This is a genomic window from uncultured Roseobacter sp., assembly GCF_947495275.1.
Classification (GTDB): domain Bacteria; phylum Pseudomonadota; class Alphaproteobacteria; order Rhodobacterales; family Rhodobacteraceae; genus Roseobacter.
In genome coordinates this window covers 1-18,427 of record NZ_CANLYL010000030.1, presented here as the reverse complement: position 1 = coordinate 18,427, position 18,427 = coordinate 1, and the positions used below count along the sequence as shown (strand labels likewise).

The 18,427-nt window shown below is 57.0% G+C and carries 13 protein-coding genes and 1 riboswitch; of the genes, 10 read left to right on the top strand and 3 right to left on the bottom strand.

What is annotated here, in order from left to right:
• Positions 1-265 precede the first annotated feature (265 nt).
• Positions 266-354, top strand: a riboswitch (TPP riboswitch).
• A gap of 41 nt (positions 355-395) precedes the next feature.
• The 7 genes from thiM to Q0802_RS23975 are packed head-to-tail and all read left to right on the top strand — an operon-like array spanning position 396 to position 5,687.
• Positions 396-1,172, top strand: coding sequence for a hydroxyethylthiazole kinase (thiM, locus tag Q0802_RS24005; protein ID WP_298922508.1), 777 nt, complete (start codon positions 396-398; stop codon positions 1,170-1,172).
• Positions 1,169-1,804, top strand: coding sequence for a thiamine phosphate synthase (gene thiE / locus Q0802_RS24000; protein WP_298922506.1), 636 nt, complete (start codon positions 1,169-1,171; stop codon positions 1,802-1,804). Before thiM ends, thiE begins: the two co-directional genes overlap by 4 nt.
• Entirely contained in the window at positions 1,801-2,619 is an 819-nt protein-coding gene (thiD, locus tag Q0802_RS23995) for a bifunctional hydroxymethylpyrimidine kinase/phosphomethylpyrimidine kinase (protein ID WP_298922505.1), read from the top strand. Before thiE ends, thiD begins: the two co-directional genes overlap by 4 nt.
• Positions 2,616-3,554, top strand: coding sequence for an ABC transporter substrate-binding protein (locus tag Q0802_RS23990; protein WP_298922503.1), 939 nt, complete (start codon positions 2,616-2,618; stop codon positions 3,552-3,554). Before thiD ends, Q0802_RS23990 begins: the two co-directional genes overlap by 4 nt.
• On the top strand, positions 3,551-4,237 hold the full coding sequence (gene tenA, locus Q0802_RS23985; protein WP_298922502.1) for a thiaminase II: 687 nt from the start codon (positions 3,551-3,553) through the stop codon (positions 4,235-4,237). The genes Q0802_RS23990 and tenA overlap by 4 nt, the downstream gene beginning before the upstream one ends.
• Entirely contained in the window at positions 4,234-4,959 is a 726-nt protein-coding gene (locus Q0802_RS23980; protein ID WP_298922501.1) for an ABC transporter ATP-binding protein, read from the top strand. Before tenA ends, Q0802_RS23980 begins: the two co-directional genes overlap by 4 nt.
• On the top strand, positions 4,956-5,687 hold the full coding sequence (locus tag Q0802_RS23975; protein WP_298922500.1) for an ABC transporter permease: 732 nt from the start codon (positions 4,956-4,958) through the stop codon (positions 5,685-5,687). Before Q0802_RS23980 ends, Q0802_RS23975 begins: the two co-directional genes overlap by 4 nt.
• A gap of 110 nt (positions 5,688-5,797) precedes the next feature.
• Here Q0802_RS23975 and Q0802_RS23970 read toward each other — a convergent pair whose 3' ends face one another.
• The 3 genes from Q0802_RS23970 to Q0802_RS23960 form a co-directional block, all read right to left on the bottom strand.
• A complete protein-coding gene (locus Q0802_RS23970; RefSeq protein ID WP_298922499.1) occupies positions 5,798-6,010 on the bottom strand; it encodes a hypothetical protein in 213 nt (70 codons plus the stop codon).
• Between the two features lie 124 nt (positions 6,011-6,134).
• Complete coding sequence (locus Q0802_RS23965) at positions 6,135-6,680, bottom strand: TetR/AcrR family transcriptional regulator (protein WP_298922497.1); 546 nt, start codon at positions 6,678-6,680, stop codon at positions 6,135-6,137.
• Positions 6,680-7,057: a hypothetical protein gene (locus Q0802_RS23960; protein ID WP_298922496.1), complete on the bottom strand. Its 378-nt coding sequence runs from the start codon at positions 7,055-7,057 to the stop codon at positions 6,680-6,682. The genes Q0802_RS23965 and Q0802_RS23960 overlap by 1 nt, the downstream gene beginning before the upstream one ends.
• 1,454 nt (positions 7,058-8,511) lie before the next feature.
• On the opposite strand from Q0802_RS23960, the gene Q0802_RS23955 reads away from it, so the two are divergent.
• The 3 genes from Q0802_RS23955 to Q0802_RS23945 all read left to right on the top strand — a co-directional run.
• The gene (locus Q0802_RS23955; protein ID WP_298922495.1) at positions 8,512-9,234 is read left to right on the top strand and encodes a hypothetical protein; all 723 of its coding nucleotides are present in this window, start codon (positions 8,512-8,514) and stop codon (positions 9,232-9,234) included.
• The gene (locus tag Q0802_RS23950; protein ID WP_298922494.1) at positions 9,231-9,476 is read left to right on the top strand and encodes a hypothetical protein; all 246 of its coding nucleotides are present in this window, start codon (positions 9,231-9,233) and stop codon (positions 9,474-9,476) included. Before Q0802_RS23955 ends, Q0802_RS23950 begins: the two co-directional genes overlap by 4 nt.
• A gap of 462 nt (positions 9,477-9,938) precedes the next feature.
• On the top strand, positions 9,939-18,427 hold an 8,489-nt coding region (locus tag Q0802_RS23945), incomplete at its 3' end, for a DUF4214 domain-containing protein (protein WP_298922493.1).

Sequence of the window (18,427 nt, the reverse complement as noted above, 5' to 3'; positions counted from 1 at the left end):
ACACGACTGTACTGACAGACCATCGCAATCACAGAAATCTCTTGCAATGCAGGAGCCATCCACACAGGCCGTTCGCCTACAGGTAGCCGTTCTGCGGTGCAGCCCGTCGAACCTGCCATTCGCTGCGAGCGCAAAGCGCTTGGGTGAGCGGAGGATCATGCCGCGGGACGAAGTGGACCCTTCGGCTATGAAATGTAAGGTCGGCGTTGCTGTTCCCCAAGCGGCAGAGTTTGTTGTTTGACCAGCTCTCACCGCTCGTCTATCAAAACCGAACCGGGGGCGCCGCAAGGCTGAGACGTACCCTTTGAACCTGAACCAGATAATGCTGGCGGAGGGAGGTTACGTTCCGATTTTCACCGAACGTCGTCGCCTTTTCCCGCCGAGAAGGAGACGCCATGGCCCCGCAAGACCTACTCACAACACTACGTGCGCAAAACCCGTTGGTGCATTGCATCACGAATTATGTGGCGATGAACACAGCGGCCAATGTGGTCCTGGCAGCCGGGGCGTCTCCCGCGATGGTGCATGCTAAGGAAGAGATTGCCGAGTTCTCGCCCATTTGTGGCGCGGTGACGATCAATATTGGCACCGTGTCCGCCCCCTGGGCTGCCAGCATGTTGACCGCGGCGCGCACCGCCAACGACAAGAAAGTGCCTTGGGTTCTGGACCCCGTGGCGCATTTCATTTCCGGTTTCCGCAAGGGCGTTGCACAGGATCTCTTGGCGCTGCGCCCCACGATCTTGCGCGGCAACGCTTCTGAGATCATGGCGCTGGCGGGTGAGGCGGGCGCGGGCAAAGGTGTCGATAGTGGTGACAGCGTGGGTGCTGCTGAAAGCGCTGCACGCTCTATCGCCGAGGCCTACTGCGCAGTGGTTGTTGTTACCGGGCCGGTAGACTTTGTCACCGATGGCGCACGCGCGGCAAAGATCACAGGCGGGTCCGAGATCATGCCGATGGTAACCGCGTTGGGCTGCGCCCAAACAGCCCTGATGGGAGCCTATGCGGCCAGCGGGCCGGCATTCGACGCAGCACTTGCAACGGCGGCGCATTTCAAGGTGGCCGGCACCAAAGCCGCGCAGCAGGCCAACGGCCCGGGCAGTTTTCAAGTGCATTTCCTCGATGCCCTCAGCGCCACACAACCCGACGAATTGTCCGGGGCAATCCAGGAATGATCGGATTGCGCCAAAAACTGCGGCTTTACCTCGTGACCGATCCAACGCTGTGTCGCGACTACGGGTTGATAAGAACGGTGCAAGACGCGGTCTCGGGCGGCGTCACCATGGTGCAGCTCCGAGCGAAAGAGGCGAGCACCGCTGAACGGGTGCAAATGGCCGTTGATCTCAAGGCTGCCCTCGCAGGGACGGGCGTGCCCCTCGTGATCAACGATGATGTGGACGCCGCCATCGAGGCCGACGTCGACGGTGCGCATATCGGGCAAGGAGACATGGCCCCCGAAAAGGCGCGCAGTTTATTGGGGCCGGGTAAAATCCTTGGACTGTCGTGTGAAACCATCGAAACGGTACAGGCGGCAGATTCCGACATCATTGATTATCTGGGTCTTGGACCGGTGTTTGGAACGGCGACCAAGACAGATCATGAAGCCGCTATCGGCTTTGAGGGACTAGAAAGGCTGGTCGCCCTGACGTCGCTGCCGACGGTCGCGATTGGCGGGTTGAAATCGGTGCATCAAGCACGGGTCTTGGCCAGCGGCGCAAATGGTCAAGCCGTGGTGTCTGCCATCTGCAGACAACCTGATCCCAAAGCGGCGGCACAGAAATTCATGATAACGGAGGATCTCGTATGATCCCAAATGTACTCAGTATCGCCGGCTCCGACCCTTCGGGCGGCGCGGGCATTCAAGCCGACATCAAGGCCATATCGGCCAACGGCGCGTTTGCCATGGCAGCGCTGACCGCTTTGACCGTGCAGAATACGCAAGGTGTGAGTGGCATCCACCTTGTCCCGCCGGAGTTTGTGCAGGCCCAGATCAAGGCCGTCTTCGATGACATCAGCGTGGATGCCGTTAAGATCGGGATGATCGCAAACGCCGGGATCGCGCAAGCGGTCGGAGAGGCACTTGCAGGTCGCGACGTCCCCATCATCCTTGACCCTGTCATGATCGCCAAAGGTGGCGCGCCGCTTCTACAGCCTGAAGCGATTGCCGTGGTCCGGGATGAGCTGTTGCCCATGGCAACGATCCTGACGCCGAACCTTCCCGAAGCGGCCCAGTTGCTGGGGCTTGATGTGGCAACAACGCGCGTCGAAATGCAAAGCCAGGGGCGCGCGCTTTGCGCATTTGGTCCGACGGCTGTGTTGATGAAGGGCGGGCATCTGAGCGACGACGATAGCCCTGATTGCCTTGTCACAGCCGATGCCGCCACGTGGTTTGAAGGCACCCGTACGCCAACCCGTAACACGCATGGGACGGGCTGCACGTTGTCATCGGCCCTTGCTGCCCAGTTGGCAGTGACCCACGACATCCCAACGGCCGTTGCTGCTGCGAAGTCCTATGTCGCAAACGCCATTGCCCAAGCCGATCTGCTCAATGTCGGTTCTGGCCACGGGCCCACCCATCATTTCGCAAGCCTATTCCCTCAATCAAAGGATGCACTCTCATGAAGTCCGTATTGCTCGCTTCGGCCCTTTCCCTTGTTGCTGCCCCGCTTTGGGCACAGGATCAGATGACGCTTTTGCTGGATTGGTTCGTCAATCCTGACCACGGGCCGGTCATCATTGCTCAGGAAAAGGGCTATTTTGCCGATGTCGATCTGGAGGTCGAGGTCATTGCGCCTGCGGACCCATCTGATCCGCCCAAGCTGGTCGCGGCGGGAAAAGCAGATTTGGCGATCTCGTATCAGCCACAACTGCATCTGCAAATCCACGAAGGCTTGCCGTTGCAGCGTGTTGGCACGCTTGTCGCGACGCCGCTCAACTGCCTTTTGGCGCTTGCCGATGGACCAATTGCATCGCCGGCCGATCTTAAGGGGGGCAAGGTTGGTTTCTCTGTGGGGGGCGTTGAAGAAGCCATGTTGGGTCATGTCCTCAAAACCCACGGGCTGACGCTTGATGATGTGGAACTGATCAACGTGAACTGGTCGCTTTCGCCTTCGCTGATGTCAGGTCAGGTGGATGCTGTGATCGGGGCATTCCGAAACTTTGAACTCAATCAAATGGATATCGAAGGCGTACCGGGCCGGTGCTTCTATGTCGAAGAAGAAGGGCTGCCGCCGTATGATGAACTGATCTACGTCGCCAATCCTGACACAATGGACACAGACATGATCCGCCGCTTTCTGGCCGCCACAGAGAACGCCACGCAATACATCATCAATCACCCGCAAGACTCATGGGAGATTTTCTCGGGAACCGCGCCTGAGCTTCAGGACGAGTTGAACGAGCGCGCATGGGCCGACACGTTGCCCCGCTTTGCTTTGCGCCCAACGGCGATGGATGTCGGACGGTATGCCGCGTTTGAAGCCTTCCTGCACGAGGCTGGTCTCATTCCCGCGCTGAACCCCGTTTCCAAAATCGCCATCGATGTTACCGCACAATGAATGATCACTCCTATGGAACCAGCTTCGCGCGATGGCGTGATGGCAGTTCCGAAGCGTGGCAGTCCTACACGCATCACCCTTTCGTAAAAGGCCTCGGCGATGGCACTTTGCCGCGCGCCGCCTTCCTGCACTATCTGATCCAGGACTATGTGTTTCTGATCCACTTCGGCCGCGCGTGGTCTCTTGCCGTGGTCAAATCGGAAACGCTGGAGGAAATGAAGGTCTGTGCCGGTACCGTCGATGCGTTGGTCAACCATGAAATGGCCCTGCACATCAAAACCTGCGCTGCCGAAGGGATCGACGAAACCAGCCTGTTTTCCGCGCGCGAAGAGTTCGAAAACCTTGCCTATACGCGCTATGTGATGGACGCCGGTCTTCAGGGAGATTTTCTGGATGTGATGGCAGCACTTGCGCCGTGCTGCTTTGGCTATGGCGAGATCGGGCTGCGCTTGGAGAGATTTGCGGTGCAAGACACGCCCTACGGCGATTGGATCCAAACCTATGCGGGTGATGAATACCAAGACGTAATGCGGGCCGTCGGCACTATGATCGACGGTGCCGTCGCGCGGCGATTAGGAAACGATCCAACCAATAGCCCGCGGTGGTCTCAGCTTCAAAAACGGTTCACGACGGCCACTCGGCTAGAAGCCGCGTTCTGGGACATGGGACTACGTGGCGCGTGACAGAGGTCCCTGCTATCCACGTGTCTGGTCACTATGACATCGCGTACAGGCGACTCTTTGCACCGATTGATCTTGCGCTGCCTGCGGGGCAATGGGTCTGTCTCCTGGGGCGATCCGGCGTTGGCAAGTCAACCCTGCTGCGATTGATAGCCGGGCTTGATGGCGGCGGGACATTTACCGGCCAAATCACCGCATCAGACAGTCAACCGCTTGCCGGGCGGATCAGCTTTATGGCGCAATCTGATCTGCTGTTGCCTTGGCTGACGGTGCTTGAAAACACGGTTCTGGGCGCACGCCTTCGGGAAAGTAAACCCGATCTGGCACGTGCCGAAGCCCTGCTTGATCGTGTCGGTCTGTCCACCAGTCGTGAGAAGAAACCTGCTGATTTATCCGGCGGGATGCGCCAACGCGCGGCGCTGGCCCGCACTTTGATGGAAGATCGGCCTGTAGCGCTTTTGGACGAGCCCTTCTCGGCACTCGATGCCAGCACGCGCGCCGATATGCAGGACCTGTCCGCACAGATGCTCAAAGGAAAAACAGTTCTGATGGTCACCCATGATCCGGCCGAGGCCGTGCGGCTTGGTCATCAGATTGTGGTCCTGACCTCAGAAGGCACCGAGTTGTGGCAGCCACCACAAACACCCCCGGTTCGGGACCAGCACGTACCCGAGACAACCGCCTGTCAGGCGGCACTGCTGTCCCATCTCAGGGGGATGAGATGAGTCATATTCGTTACGCATTGGGCGCGACTGCGTTCGGTTTGTTGATCTGGCAAGCGCTGGTCTGGATCACCGGCGCACCGCCCTTCATTTTGCCCTCGCCGTGGCGCGTGGCCCAAGCGGGCTGGGAAAACCGCGTACTGATCACCGAAAGTGCATTGGTCACCACGACCGAGGTCACCTTGGGCCTTATGCTGGGATCACTGCTGGGGGCTCTGACAGCAATACAACTGGCAAGCTCAAAACGCCTCCATCAACTGATAATGCCTCTTTTGATCTTTACCCAAGCCGTCCCTGTCTTTGCTCTGGCCCCAATTCTCACCCTGTGGTTTGGCTATGGCATCGCCTCCAAGGTCGTGATGGCGGTACTCATCATCTACTTTCCCGTGACCAGCGCCTTTTACGACGGCCTCATACGCATTCCGCGCGATGTTTCGGACATGGCCAAGACGATGAACGCGACAAGTCGTCAAATCATGTGGCGGATTCGAATACCTTATGCGTTGCCCTCTTTGGGAACCGGTCTAAAACTGGCGGCTGTTTATGCGCCCATTGGTGCGGTGATCGGCGAGTGGGTCGGTGCATCCAAGGGTTTGGGATATTTAATGCTCCTCGCGAATGGCCGCGCCAAAACCGACCTGATGTTCGCCAGCCTGATCACACTCGCACTTATAACGATCGCCTTGTACTTTATGGTCACCAAGGCAGCCGCGCGGTTACAATGGAGGTGAGGCCCAACTTTCACAGAACCGCCATTCGTACGAAGCCCAGCATCGGTCAATATGGGCTCTCTCGTTGAATCCGTTGCGCTCTGCGCGAACGGCAGCTTAGCCCAAAACGCCTAGAGTGTCATTTCGCTCGATCCAGTAAAGAGCCCCTTCCGCACCTCCAGCTGCAACTCTTGCTCTGTGCGTTGCATCGTTCTGAAACAGGCAAGCTGATCACTTTTCGCTGACGCCAGAGCAGCGACATCTTTTCTGAACGCTGGCGTGAAAGCAGCGCGTGCCAGCAATGCGCGCTCGATCCGGGAGGCCCGCAAATCAAACTTCGCCACGATGAAGTCGTTCAGCGATGGCGAGAAACTCACATACGCGACAATGCATCCGCATGATAACCCGGTCTTTCCGCAAACTGCCGCAACAGACTGCCCTCGGGGATACCGTGTTCCTCAACCTGTCTCACTCGCCCGGTGCCCCCTTCAGATATGTTTCCACGAGACTGTCAAACGCGGCCCCCAGCTTTTTGCCCTGCATCGGCAGATCATTCTGCCAGATCATCTGTGCCCCGACAAACGCTGCATATTCCAGTTCGGCTAGGTCCCGCGCGCTTACTGCCTCTATCGCGCCGGATTGCGCATGAAGGCTGGTCAGAAAATCAATGCGCTTGGCATCTATCGCCGCAAGCTTTGTCCCGACCGTCCGGTTCCGGTAGCCAAACAGTCGCATGGCGATTTCGACACGATGATCCAGGTCCATGACGAGCATATTCAATTGGTCGGCCTGCGCCCCGGACGCAGCCATAACGTCGTCTGTGTGTGTCTTTTCCCAATAGGCGATCAGATCGGAAATAAATGCTGCGTGATCCTTGAAGTGGAAGTAGAACGCCCCCGTTGTGCGCCCCTGCGCGTTGCACAGGTTTGCAAGTTTCACCCCGTCCGGGCCAAGATTGGCAAGCTGCGCCAGCCCGGCTTTCAGCCAATCATCTTTTGAAAACCGCACGGCCATCAAAAGAGGCTCCCCCAGAAACCAAGGACCGCAATGGGGACAAACAACCACCCCTGCGGAAGGTCGATGAATGCCAGATCAGCTTTCGAAAACTGCCCCAGGCCAATGCCCCAAAGGGCAAAGAGCGCGGCCATGACACTGCCCATGATGGCAAGATCATTGCTTCCGCCCCAAAGAGCAGGCCACAGAAACAGAAGGCTCATCAGGCCAATGCTGATCGTGACTAGATGCCAGCAATAATATGCCACGTATTTAGGCTGCTTTTTCAGATCGCCTGAGGCCAGCAATGGGCGCGCCACCTCAGGCCCACCCATGAAAACGTGGATTAGGGTTATGATGGCGGACAGACCGCCGGCCGCAAGAATGGGGTATGCCATGATAAACGCCTTTGAAAATCGATTTCGCATTGGCATAACGTAACTTATGTTCTTTTAGAAGACGTAAATCGTCTCGTCAGCAAGGCAAAGCTCCTCGATGTCTATCAGCGGCAGAAGTCCACCGAATTCAACGAAACCGGCAATTTGGAAAACAACATTGTCAACTTTATTGCAGCGATCATGGCACACTGGAGAGACACGCCAGCCGGTGCTGTTTTTCGCTCGGTGATCGCGGAGGCGCAATCCGACTAGAAGGCAGGTCTGGCTCTGAAACGATTTGCGGATGAGCGCCAGTCTGAAACGGGTTACTTGATCTGGCACGACCTAGAACGACAGTTTCGTCAGGCAACCTGTGAAACCGCCGTTTCAGAATCTCTGCGCCATACACGAATGGCAGTAAACAGCCCCTAAGCAAACCTTGGATTTTGGCGTCCTATGACGAGTCAGCGGACTTTTCCGACATTGGACTTTGGTGTTTCGCTGACGCAGCATTTGTTTGCGTATGCGGCACGTTCAGCGCTGCGGCACAGCACATGTCGTCATTCCGGTCATTCGCGGCTGTCAAATTCGCTCGAACCGACACCGACCTTCCGCCGCGCCGTGATCCGACAACTCAGACGCCGGACCCAGGCGCTTTTCGCCCGGGCGGCTGTTGCTGACGCAGCATTGGTTAGCAAGTGCGGTGTTCAGATCGCTGTGTCGCAGCAAATGTCACCAGACTGGTCATTCGAAACCCTGATCTTAAACTGACTTTTCGCAGCTACTAAGATCGCCTCTCAGTCTGCGGCTGCCGGCTTTTGTGCAATAGATGGCCGTTTCCGCTCTTTACGGATATGGGCAAAAACCGCCACAGGTGGAAAGCAGGCTCTGGCTGCTCGTGCGTGACCTCGAACACCAGATTGGGACCTTCATCGATTACTACAATAACCAGCGTTCGGCGTTGGCGGATTGTCTGCTTCTTGATCCTTTTTCCTTGCTCTTAAAATGGCTTTGTCGCGGCTGAAGTAGACGTCGGCGGGTGTGACGCTATTCAGGCTCTATAATCAATCACACAAATGAGCCAGAGCCTCCAATGCTCAAGCAGCTCTGATGTCCCATTTTATGGGACGACGGACACAAAACCCGATCAAGGCATGCTGAACCGCACCTACTTCCGCAAGCTCAAAGACCTGGAGCGACAAGACCAGGAGTGAGCGCGCCAATACGCCCATCCGGCAAGCACCTGCCAGCCGCGGGTCGCCTCCAACCCTCCTTTCGCAGAGAGGCGCGCAGGCGCAGATCGCCATAACGCCGGTTCTCGGATGCCAATTCCCTCATGCATTTGACTGCTGTCCCGTTTGCTTCGGGCGCGCGTGTTAACCATGTTTACGAAGTATTAACCATGAGCCTTGCTCCCAATTACAGGACATGTTCTTCTCCCCCTGTTGGTGCCCTGTTCGCCCTGGTAGAGTTGAATGGTCAGTTTGTTGAATGAAGACGACATAAACGCGAAAAAACGCAAAGGCGCGGATAATCCAGATATCGGTGGTTGTCCCTCAGCGAGTGCAGGTGTTGCAAATGCGGTCCCGCCCAACAACACTCGTCACAATTTCCAGGACACTACCATTCGGCCCCAGTTGAGAACTCCGCGCGCAGCTGAAAAGCACCGCAAACAGGTCCGCGATCTGATCCGGGAGGTGTATGCGAAGAGCCTCTTTGGCGATATCCCGTTTTCGGATGCGAAGGTCGACGGGGACATTCATTTAGAAGTTGAGGCACCGGCTGGTCCGAGAGATGCGTTGACGGAAAGCCATGATCTTTGTCCGGAGGCTTGGTCAGAGTATGCTATTGTTGTGAGGCCCAAGCTTAAGACTGGACCCGAGCAGAGGTCATTAGTACTCTTCGTCGGTACCGATGGCGAGAGTCACGACTGTCTAGGAAAGAACATTGATCGGGAAATAATCCGCGTTGTCCAAAAGAACGAGACATCTCTTTTGCCGGTCAGTATTGAGGGAGCACTGAAAGAGCGGCTCTTAAATGTTTGCACTTCGTCCAACGCGCGATTGGACACCCTCACATATTTGAAGATTAGTTTACAGTGTCATGTATCAGTTTTGCGGGACAGCGCTTGCGAAGATCAGGTGCTTGGTGGGGTAGATTTCGAGCTGGAGCGGATCGACGGATCAATACCATCATGAAGATTGGCAAATATTCGATATATTTTGAGCGACCAAAAGACGTTGATGCGACTAAAAGCTATGCACCTTCGGTGTTTTTTTTTCTCGCGTTCAAGTTCGCTGTTCTAAGTGCAGCACTCTATGAGTTCACTTCCCCGGACCCGCCGGTAGGAACCGTCGGTGCGATTGTTTGGTTTCTCGCTCTCTTTGTCTGGCTCTTTTGGGAAGAGATTCGGCGCTTTCGTATAGAAAAGAAAAATTGAGTTCTCGATTCATTCCATAGGTTGGTGTTCAGCAATATGATTGTTGATTTAAAAATTGGTGTCAAAAATACGACGAGTGCGCCGGGGTTCGGGAATATCTCTATTCGAAGAGAGATTAGCTTGACTGATTTCAGTATGGATGTGAAAGCAACCAAATCGTACAATTTAGCCGGGGCGGTCAGTGTCGAGCTTGGTAGCATAACAATTGATACAGGATCGCTGACGACTAGCCCTACTTTAGATGGCGATATAGCGGCTTTCACCAGCGATGTGGCAACCAGAGGGGTGATGGCAGGTACGACTATAGATCCATTTGCAGGAGATGTGAGTGCAAGGGTCGGTTTAGGAAATGCCAAAAATAATCTTTATATTGAATTGGAATTCAGTTTTCCTACGTTCGAAGATCCCGACGGCGGCTTTAACGGAAAAAACTTAGAGGCCCGGACATACGGCAGCGCGACAGTGCCTGTTGATCAGTTTGGTTACGGACCGAGCATTTCCAACAATGGTGGAATACGTCCCGGGGATGAGTACAACGCGCTCGATCAAATTTCCCATCTTGGTGCCACGGGTCAGATTTCTGGTGGCTTGCATCCAAGCAACGTCGGTCGCTCCTGGAATTGGGGCAACGACAACGGTCGCGGTCCGTCCTATGATGCGCCGGGGCGGCCTGGGTCGATAGATCGCACATTGTCTCAACCTGGATCTGCGATCAACGAGACGCGTCCCGACTTTTCGGTCCCCTCGCATACAGGGTATGCATCTCCGGGTGTAAATGACCTCAGCCCGTTGGATCAGATTGCGGAAGCTGCTGCGCGCAATCCGGGTAGAAACACCGAAGACAGCAGCAACCGTGGCGAGGGTCGCGGGTTGGGTGGAGGCAACGGGCCGTCGCAATCTTCCGGTCCTGACGATGGCTCGCGAGATGGCAACACTCGTTCTGCTGGACGCAATGAAGCCCCATCGCCCTCAGAGGGAAGAACAGACAGTTACGGTAGATCGCATACCGATCCTGGTTTTACTGGGCCACAACCCGTTCTTCTCGACCTTGACGGCGACGGCATTGAGATCACGGAACTCAGCAAATCGACCCAATTTGTAGACGCTGGCGGCGACGGTTTGTTGCACCGGACGGCTTGGGTTGGGGCTGGTGACGGGGTTTTGTTCATCGATGATGATGATGATGGGGCGATCTCGGAGAAGAAGGAGTATGTCTTTACCGAGTGGGATCCGACGGCGACGGATGATCTGGCCGCTTTGAGGGCGGTGTTCGACAGCAATGATGACGGGGTGCTGGACGCCTCTGATGCGCGGTTTGCGGATTTCAAGGTGCTGGTCACCAATGCGGATGGGTCAACCGAGAGCAAGACGCTAGCGGAATTGGGGATCACCTCGATCAACCTGACGGCGGATACCACAAGGATCGAGTTGCCCGATGGCTCGATGATCACCGGGCAGACGACGTTCACGCGGGCTGATGGCAGCACGGGCACGGTGGCGAATGCGACGCTGGTGGCAGAGGCGCAGGGCTACCGGGTTGAGCAGGATGAGAGCACGCTGGCCAATGGCGACCGCCAGGTCATCAACACGGCTTATGCGGCCAATGGCGATGTTGCCTATGTCATCACTTCGGTGACCAGCCCGGATGGCGCCAGCGTGACCAACAGTTACGACGACAACGGCGATGGCGTGGTGGACCGGTTGCAGGTGATCACCACCGTAGCGGATGGCAGTGGGAACAAAACAGAAACCGCCGTGAACAAAGCGGGCTCGAACGCGGCGACGGCCTTTCTGGTCAACCGGGTGGTGACCACAACCAGTGCGGATGGCGCGGATGTGACGATCCAGCGTGACAGCACGGGTGGCGGCTGGTTCGACCAGCAGGAGATCCGCACAACGCAGCCTGATGGCAGCCGCAGCATCGTGATCAACGATCTGGCCGAGGATGGCTCGGTCATTCGCGGCTCCAGTGAGACCACCTCCATTGACGGTCTGACCCGCTCGAAAGGCACGGATGAGGACGGGGATAGCCAGAATGACGTGACCGTCACGCACAGCATCACCGAGCATGCTGACGACAGCCGCACCGAAAGCACTGTCGCGCGCAATCAGGACCTGAGCCTGCGGTCGTCGGAAACGATGGTGGTGGGGCCGGACGGGCAGAGTAAGGTGATCTCCCGCGATGTGGATGGCGACGGTGTTGTGGAGACCTTTGAGAAACTATCCATTACGCTAGGGCAAGCTGTCCCGGTACCACCAGCCGCGACCACAGCCGACATTAATCTGACGTTGGGCGCGCTTGAAACAGGTAGCTTTGGCAACAAGTTTGATGGTCAGTCCGACGCGGATGGCCTGATTACGGTTGGGTTCCAGAACACGGGCAATGATCTGCGGTTGACCTTCAAAGGCTTTGACGTGGATTACGATGACGAGGTCGAGTTTTTCTTGAATGGCACCTCGCTCGGCTTTCTGGCGGCGGGGATAAACGAAGGCTTCGCCGATTACAGCATTGATGTTGCGGCCGCAGACATGATTGCTGGAGAGAACATTATAACTTTTCAACAAGTCAGGGGTCTTACTTGGAAATGGGGCGTTACCGATTTGTTGATGGTCGAAACCAATGCCTCACCGAATGCTGGCGGCGACAGCACATCTGTGCTGGTTGTGGAGAACGGCGACGGCAGTTTGCGCAGCACGGTGACGCAAACACAATCGGCAGATGCGTTGACCAAGACCACCTTGTCGGATTTGGATGGTGACGGCGATGTCGACACCACCACGGTGGATGCGACGGTGATCCACGGCGATGGGAGCCGTGAGAACACCCTCACCGTGACGAACACCGATGGCTCGGTGCGGTCGATGGAAAAAACGACGCTGGGCGCGGATAAGATCACGTCCGAGACCTGGGTGGACCTTGATCAGGACGGTATCTTCGATGCGGATGAGCGGGTGCGTTCGGTCACAGTGGATAGCACCACACAGGCGCGGACCACGCTTGATCAGAGCCGCGCGGCTGATGGCACCGTTCTGGCCAGCAGCACGATGGTGTCTTCCGAAGACGGTCTGACGGTTGATACAACCACGGATGCGGATGGGGACGGCGATGTGGATACCTCGGTCTCTGACATCACCGTTGTAGGGGTCGATGGAGTCTCCACGCGCACCATTGAGATGCGCAATCAGGACGGGACCCTGCGCGACAAGACGGTTGTGATCAAAAGCGCGGATGGGCTGACCACGACAACCAGGGTGGATGCGGATGGTAATGGCGCCTTTGACAGCCAAGGCGTTGATGCCCGCGAGCTGGAAGGGAATGGCAGCATTAAGCGGACCGTCTCGAGCTATGCAGGCGACGGGACGACGTTGCTGAACCGCATAATCTCGACCGAAAGTGCGGACCGACTGGTCATGACGACGCAGAGGGACGAAAATGGGGATGGCGTGACGGATGTCACCTCGACCTCAACGGAAAGCGCCGATGGATCGATCCTCGCCACGGAGCTCCGCAGCAATGCGGATGGCAGCAAAATCGCCTCTTCCCAGACCACCATCAGCGCCAATGGTCTGGTCTCCAGCACCGCGCGCGATCTGGATGGCGATGACACTACGGATGTGACCGAAGGCAGCACGACGGTTCTGAACGCGGATGGCAGTCGCACGACAACTGTCACGACCAGTAACGGTGATGGGTCTTTGCGCAGCAAAAGCGCGGTTACGGTCAGCGATGACAGGCTGACCACCACAGCCCAAGCGGATGTGGATGGCAATGGCGTTTTTGAACGCGAAGAATCCAGCACGACCCTCCTGGGAGCAGACGGCAGCCGGACGACGACAACGCAGAACCGCGCTGCCAATGACGCGTTGCTGTCCCAATCAAAGGTTGAGATGAACGATGACGGGCTGATCACCACCACGTCAGTCGATGCAGATGGCGATGGCACATTCGATCTGATCACAACGGCGACCACTACGCTGCAGGCCGACGGCGGCACATCGACCACGTCAGAATTGCGCGATGCAGCAGGTGCGCTACGCGACGCAACCACCACCACGTCGAACGACAATGGTCGCGATGTCACGACAACGACGGATGTCAACGGCGATGGCGCGAATGACATGGTCACGTCGCGGGTGATCGCGGACAATGGTGTGCTGACGCAGGTGCAGTCCGAGTTTGCGGACGATGGGGCGTTACAAAGCCGTACCGAGACGGTGACCAGCGGCAATCGGCTGAGCACAATTGCCAAGATGGATGCCGACGGTGATGGCACATTTGAACGCACCCAGCACAGCACGACCGTCCTGAATGCCGATGGCTCGGAGACAACAAGCACAACTGAAAAAGGCGCTGACGGCACGGTCTATCGCAGTTCATCCCTCCAGATCAGCGACGATGGCCGTACCCGGACCGAAACGTGGGATGAGAACGCCGATGGCGCGGACGATCTCACCACAACCACAACACTCGATCTGTCTCTGGATGGCATCGAGACCGTCACCTCAGAACGCCGGTCCGCCGACACAGCCCTGCTCAGTACAGCCGTTACAGTGACCAGTGCCGATGGCCGCTCGGTGACACAGACCACAGATGTGGATGGGAACGGGAATGCGGATGAGATCCGCGTGACACAGCTCGATGATCAGGGCCTCACCACGGTCACCGAGAGCTATTTCTCAAGCGGCGGGACACAAATTGCATCTGCACAAAGCACCACCAGTGCCGACGGTCTGATCCGCACCTACGAGATTGACCGCAATGGTGATGGTACGGCAGACCATATCGTGCGCGATGACACCACACTTGCACAGGATGGCACGACCATGCGGGTGGTTGCGCATGAGACCGGGCGCGGCGCGCATCTGGGGCTCGAGGAACACCAGATCAGCGACGACGGGCTGACGCAGACAAGCCGCCTGGATGTGGACGGTGTTGCCGGGTTCGAGTTCATCTCTGAGGAGACAACGACATATGAAGATGGCGGCGATGTGGTACGCCATCAGAGCACGCGCGATGCCACGTCCGACCTTCTGTCGGATCTGACCACGACCACCAGCGGGAACGGATTGGTGACATCCGTCTCTGCGGATTACGATGGCGATGGTGTTCTGGATCGGAGCACCAGTCTGACCCGGGGTGCTTCGGGTGGGTATACCGAAATTGCGACCGATTACAGCGATGCGAGCCTCACCCTCAGAACCGAGACCCGCACTCAGAGCGCGGATGGCTGGACAGCGACGACCACCACCGATCTTGATGGTGACGGAAATACCAATCGCATTATCACCTCAACAATCGACCTCAGTCGCAATGTGAACACGACCTACAAGGACCTGGCGGCCGACGGCAGTACGCAAGACGAAGTCACCGGCATGGTCTCGGCCAATGGCAAGGCGCGCTCGCTCTATCTGGATGTGGACGGGGATGGGTCCGACGATGTCATGCGGATGTGGAACATGTCCTACGATGCTTCGGGCGATGAGGTATCGACCTTCACCGAAACCGCCGGAAATGGCACGCTATCCTATCGGGAAATCACGACCACGGCGGCTGACGGTCTGTCGTCGGTGAAAACGGCGGATGTGGATGGCGACGGCGTCATCGACGGCACCAGCACCACAACCACCACCCTCAACGATGATGGCAGTCGCAAAACCGTGTCCGAGACGCGCTACGCTGATGGTGATCTGCGGTCGATGGATGTCGTTGAGGTTAGCCGTGACGGCCGCAACATCATGGAAAGCCATGATTACGATGGCAACGGATTGGTAGACAAGAGGTCTGATCTGGTGATCCGGTCGGACGGCCAACGGGTCCTGACCGAAACTTCCTTTGGCGAGGGCGGCCAGAAAACCAACACCTTCGTGACCACCACATCATCGGACGGGCTGGTCACGACCATTCTGCGGAACGGATTCATCCAGACAATTACCCGCTCTGCCGTGGATAACGGCAGCTATGTCTGGGAGAGCGGAGACGCCTCCGCGCAGACAACCGTGTCCCACGAAATCGATGCTTTCGGGATCGAGACCTGGACTTATGTCAACCCGGCGGAGGCGCATGAGGCGCGGCTGGACAACGTCGCCAAAGCTCGCCTGAACGCGGAGGCTGCCCGCATCTATGACACGGTTCTGGACCGCGGCATGGATTACATCGAAGCAGAAACTCTGGTCAAATATGTGACGGATGGTCAGTTGGACCGGACAGCCCTTGTAACAGAGCTCATGAACTCAAGCGAAGCTGCGACCCGTTATGGCGTTCTGACAAACGCGGAATTTGTCACCCAGTTCTATTTCAACACCTTTGGCCGGGCGCCGGGATTGGCTGAGCTTGACACACATTTGCGCACGCTCACGGCCGATGTCGCCACGCGCGTTGATCTGTTGCTACAGCTCTCTGAATCCGTCGAACATCTGGTCGTGGGCAATACCCATATCGCCACGAACAACTTCGACGTCATCATGAACCCCGCAGAATATGAGCGCAGTCTGGACCGGGCTTATGTTGAGGCCATGGTGAAAGACCTGATCGATGTGGCCTATGATCGTGACGCAACCGTGCATGAGCTGGAATACTACGCAGGGCTGTTGCTCGAAGACACGGACAATCCCGATGATCTGGTCACAAAGATGTTCGCCATCGATGGCGCGATTCAGGGTGTCTCTTCGGCAAACCTGAAGGATCTGTCCGGCGCTGCACTCGTAAACCAGGCCTTCCTCAACGCCTTCGGTCGGCAGCCCACAACTGCCGAGCAACAAATCTGGGAAGAAAACCTCTCCTCCGGTCGGATCACCAAAGCCCAGTTCGTCGTCGCCCTCGCCCAAAGCACCGAAAAACTCGAAAGTGCAAATGCACATGAGGTAAACACGGCGCCAAGCGTTACGTATTACAGCGGCGACGGAACGGGAAACGTGCAGGTTGGGGCTGCTGTGCAAAACCACATGCAGGGCTTCGCTGGCAGTGACAATCTCTATGGTGGTGGTGGCAGTGATGTTCTCATCGGTGGCACAGGCAACGACTTCCTTTGGGGTGGAAGTAACAACGCAGAAGCCTCCAACGGCAACGACACCTACGTCTGGTCCAAAGGTGATGGCAATGACACCATACAGGATTATTCCAGCGCACTGGCGGAAGTAGACACTCTGCGCCTTGTGGATGTTGCCTCAGATGACGTGGCAATCCGACGGGTAAACGGCACTGCAGATATCGAAATTGAGATACTGTCCACACCCGAAGTCATCCGCGTCGTCAGTCAATTGCATGACTACGGGGCGCAAAGTCAGGGACTTGAGGCCATCGCGTTCAGCGATGGGGTCGTCTGGTCGCGGGACGACATCGCGGCGAGTACCAAGACGGAAGGTACATCCGGCAATGACACTTTGGTAGGCACGCAAGCAGACGACAATGTCTATGGTCTGGCAGGTAACGACACACTAAGCGGAGGAGTCGGAGATGACGTTCTCATCGGCGGTGCGGGCGATGATATTCTGCGCGGTGGCGCAGGTACGGCGGCTCAAGCGACTAACGGCAACGACACTTACATTTGGTCGAAAGGTGATGGCAATGACACCATACAGGATTATTCCAGCGCACTGGCGGAAGTAGACACTCTGCGCCTTGTGGATGTTGCCTCAGATGACGTGGCAATCCGACGGGTAAACGGCACTGCAGATATCGAAATTGAGATACTGTCCACACCCGAAGTCATCCGCGTCGTCAGTCAGTTGCACGACTACGCGACGCAGAGCCAGGGTCTGGAAGCCATCGCGTTCAGCGATGGGGTCGTCTGGTCGCGGGACGACATCGCGGCGAGTACCAAGACGGAAGGTACATCCGGCAATGACACTTTGGTAGGCACGCAAGCAGACGACAATGTCTATGGTCTGGCAGGTAACGACACACTAAGCGGAGGAGACGGAGATGACGTTCTCATCGGCGGTGCGGGCGATGATATTCTGCGCGGTGGCGCAGGTACGGCGGCTCAAGCGACTAACGGCAACGACACTTACATTTGGTCGAAAGGTGACGGCAACGACACGATCCAGGACTATTCCAGCTCTCTTGTGGAGGTAGACACCTTACGCCTTGAAGATGTCACCTCGACGGACGTGGCCCTTCGGCGCGTGAATGGCACGGTAGATATCGAAATCGAGATCCTTTCCGCAAATGAAGTCATCCGCGTCGTCAGTCAGTTGCACGACTACGCGACGCAGAGCCAGGGGCTTGAAGCCATCGCGTTCAGCGATGGGGTCGTCTGGTCGCGGGACGACATCGTCGCCAATACGCAAACCTTGGGAGATGGCGCAAACAACACTCTACTCGGGACCGATGCAGGTGACACGATCTACGGCCTCGTCGGCAACGATACCATTCGCGGCGGGGACGGAGGAGATGATCTGTCTGGTGGTGCCGGAAACGATAGCCTGTTCGGAGAAGATGGGTTTGATGATCTGTCTGGTGGCTCAGGTAATGATTATCTGAATGGAGGAGATGGAAAGCCATTTGATGCATCACTCTACGCCGGCTCAGGGTTTTCCGCATCCTATTGGGGTACGGGCGCCTATCAGCGAGAATTGGCGGATTTGAATGGCGATGGGCGCGCGGATATCGTCGGATTCAGTGACAACCATGTGTACGTTGTTCAAGGGCAAGCCAATGGTGCTTTTGGCGCTGCGTATATTGCCGGCTCCGAATTCGTGAATGGTCAGTACGGCTGGGGCAGCGGTACCATGCAACGTGAGCTTGCGGACGTTAACGGTGATGGTCGGGCCGACATCGTGGGCTTTGGCACACATCATGTATACGTTGCACTTGGTCGTTCGGACGGAACATTTGCCAGCGGATTCACAGCTGGCTCCGAGTTTGTGTCCACCCAGTACGGCTGGGGCAGCGGTACCATGCAACGTGAGCTTGCGGACGTTAACGGTGATGGTCGGGCCGACATCGTGGG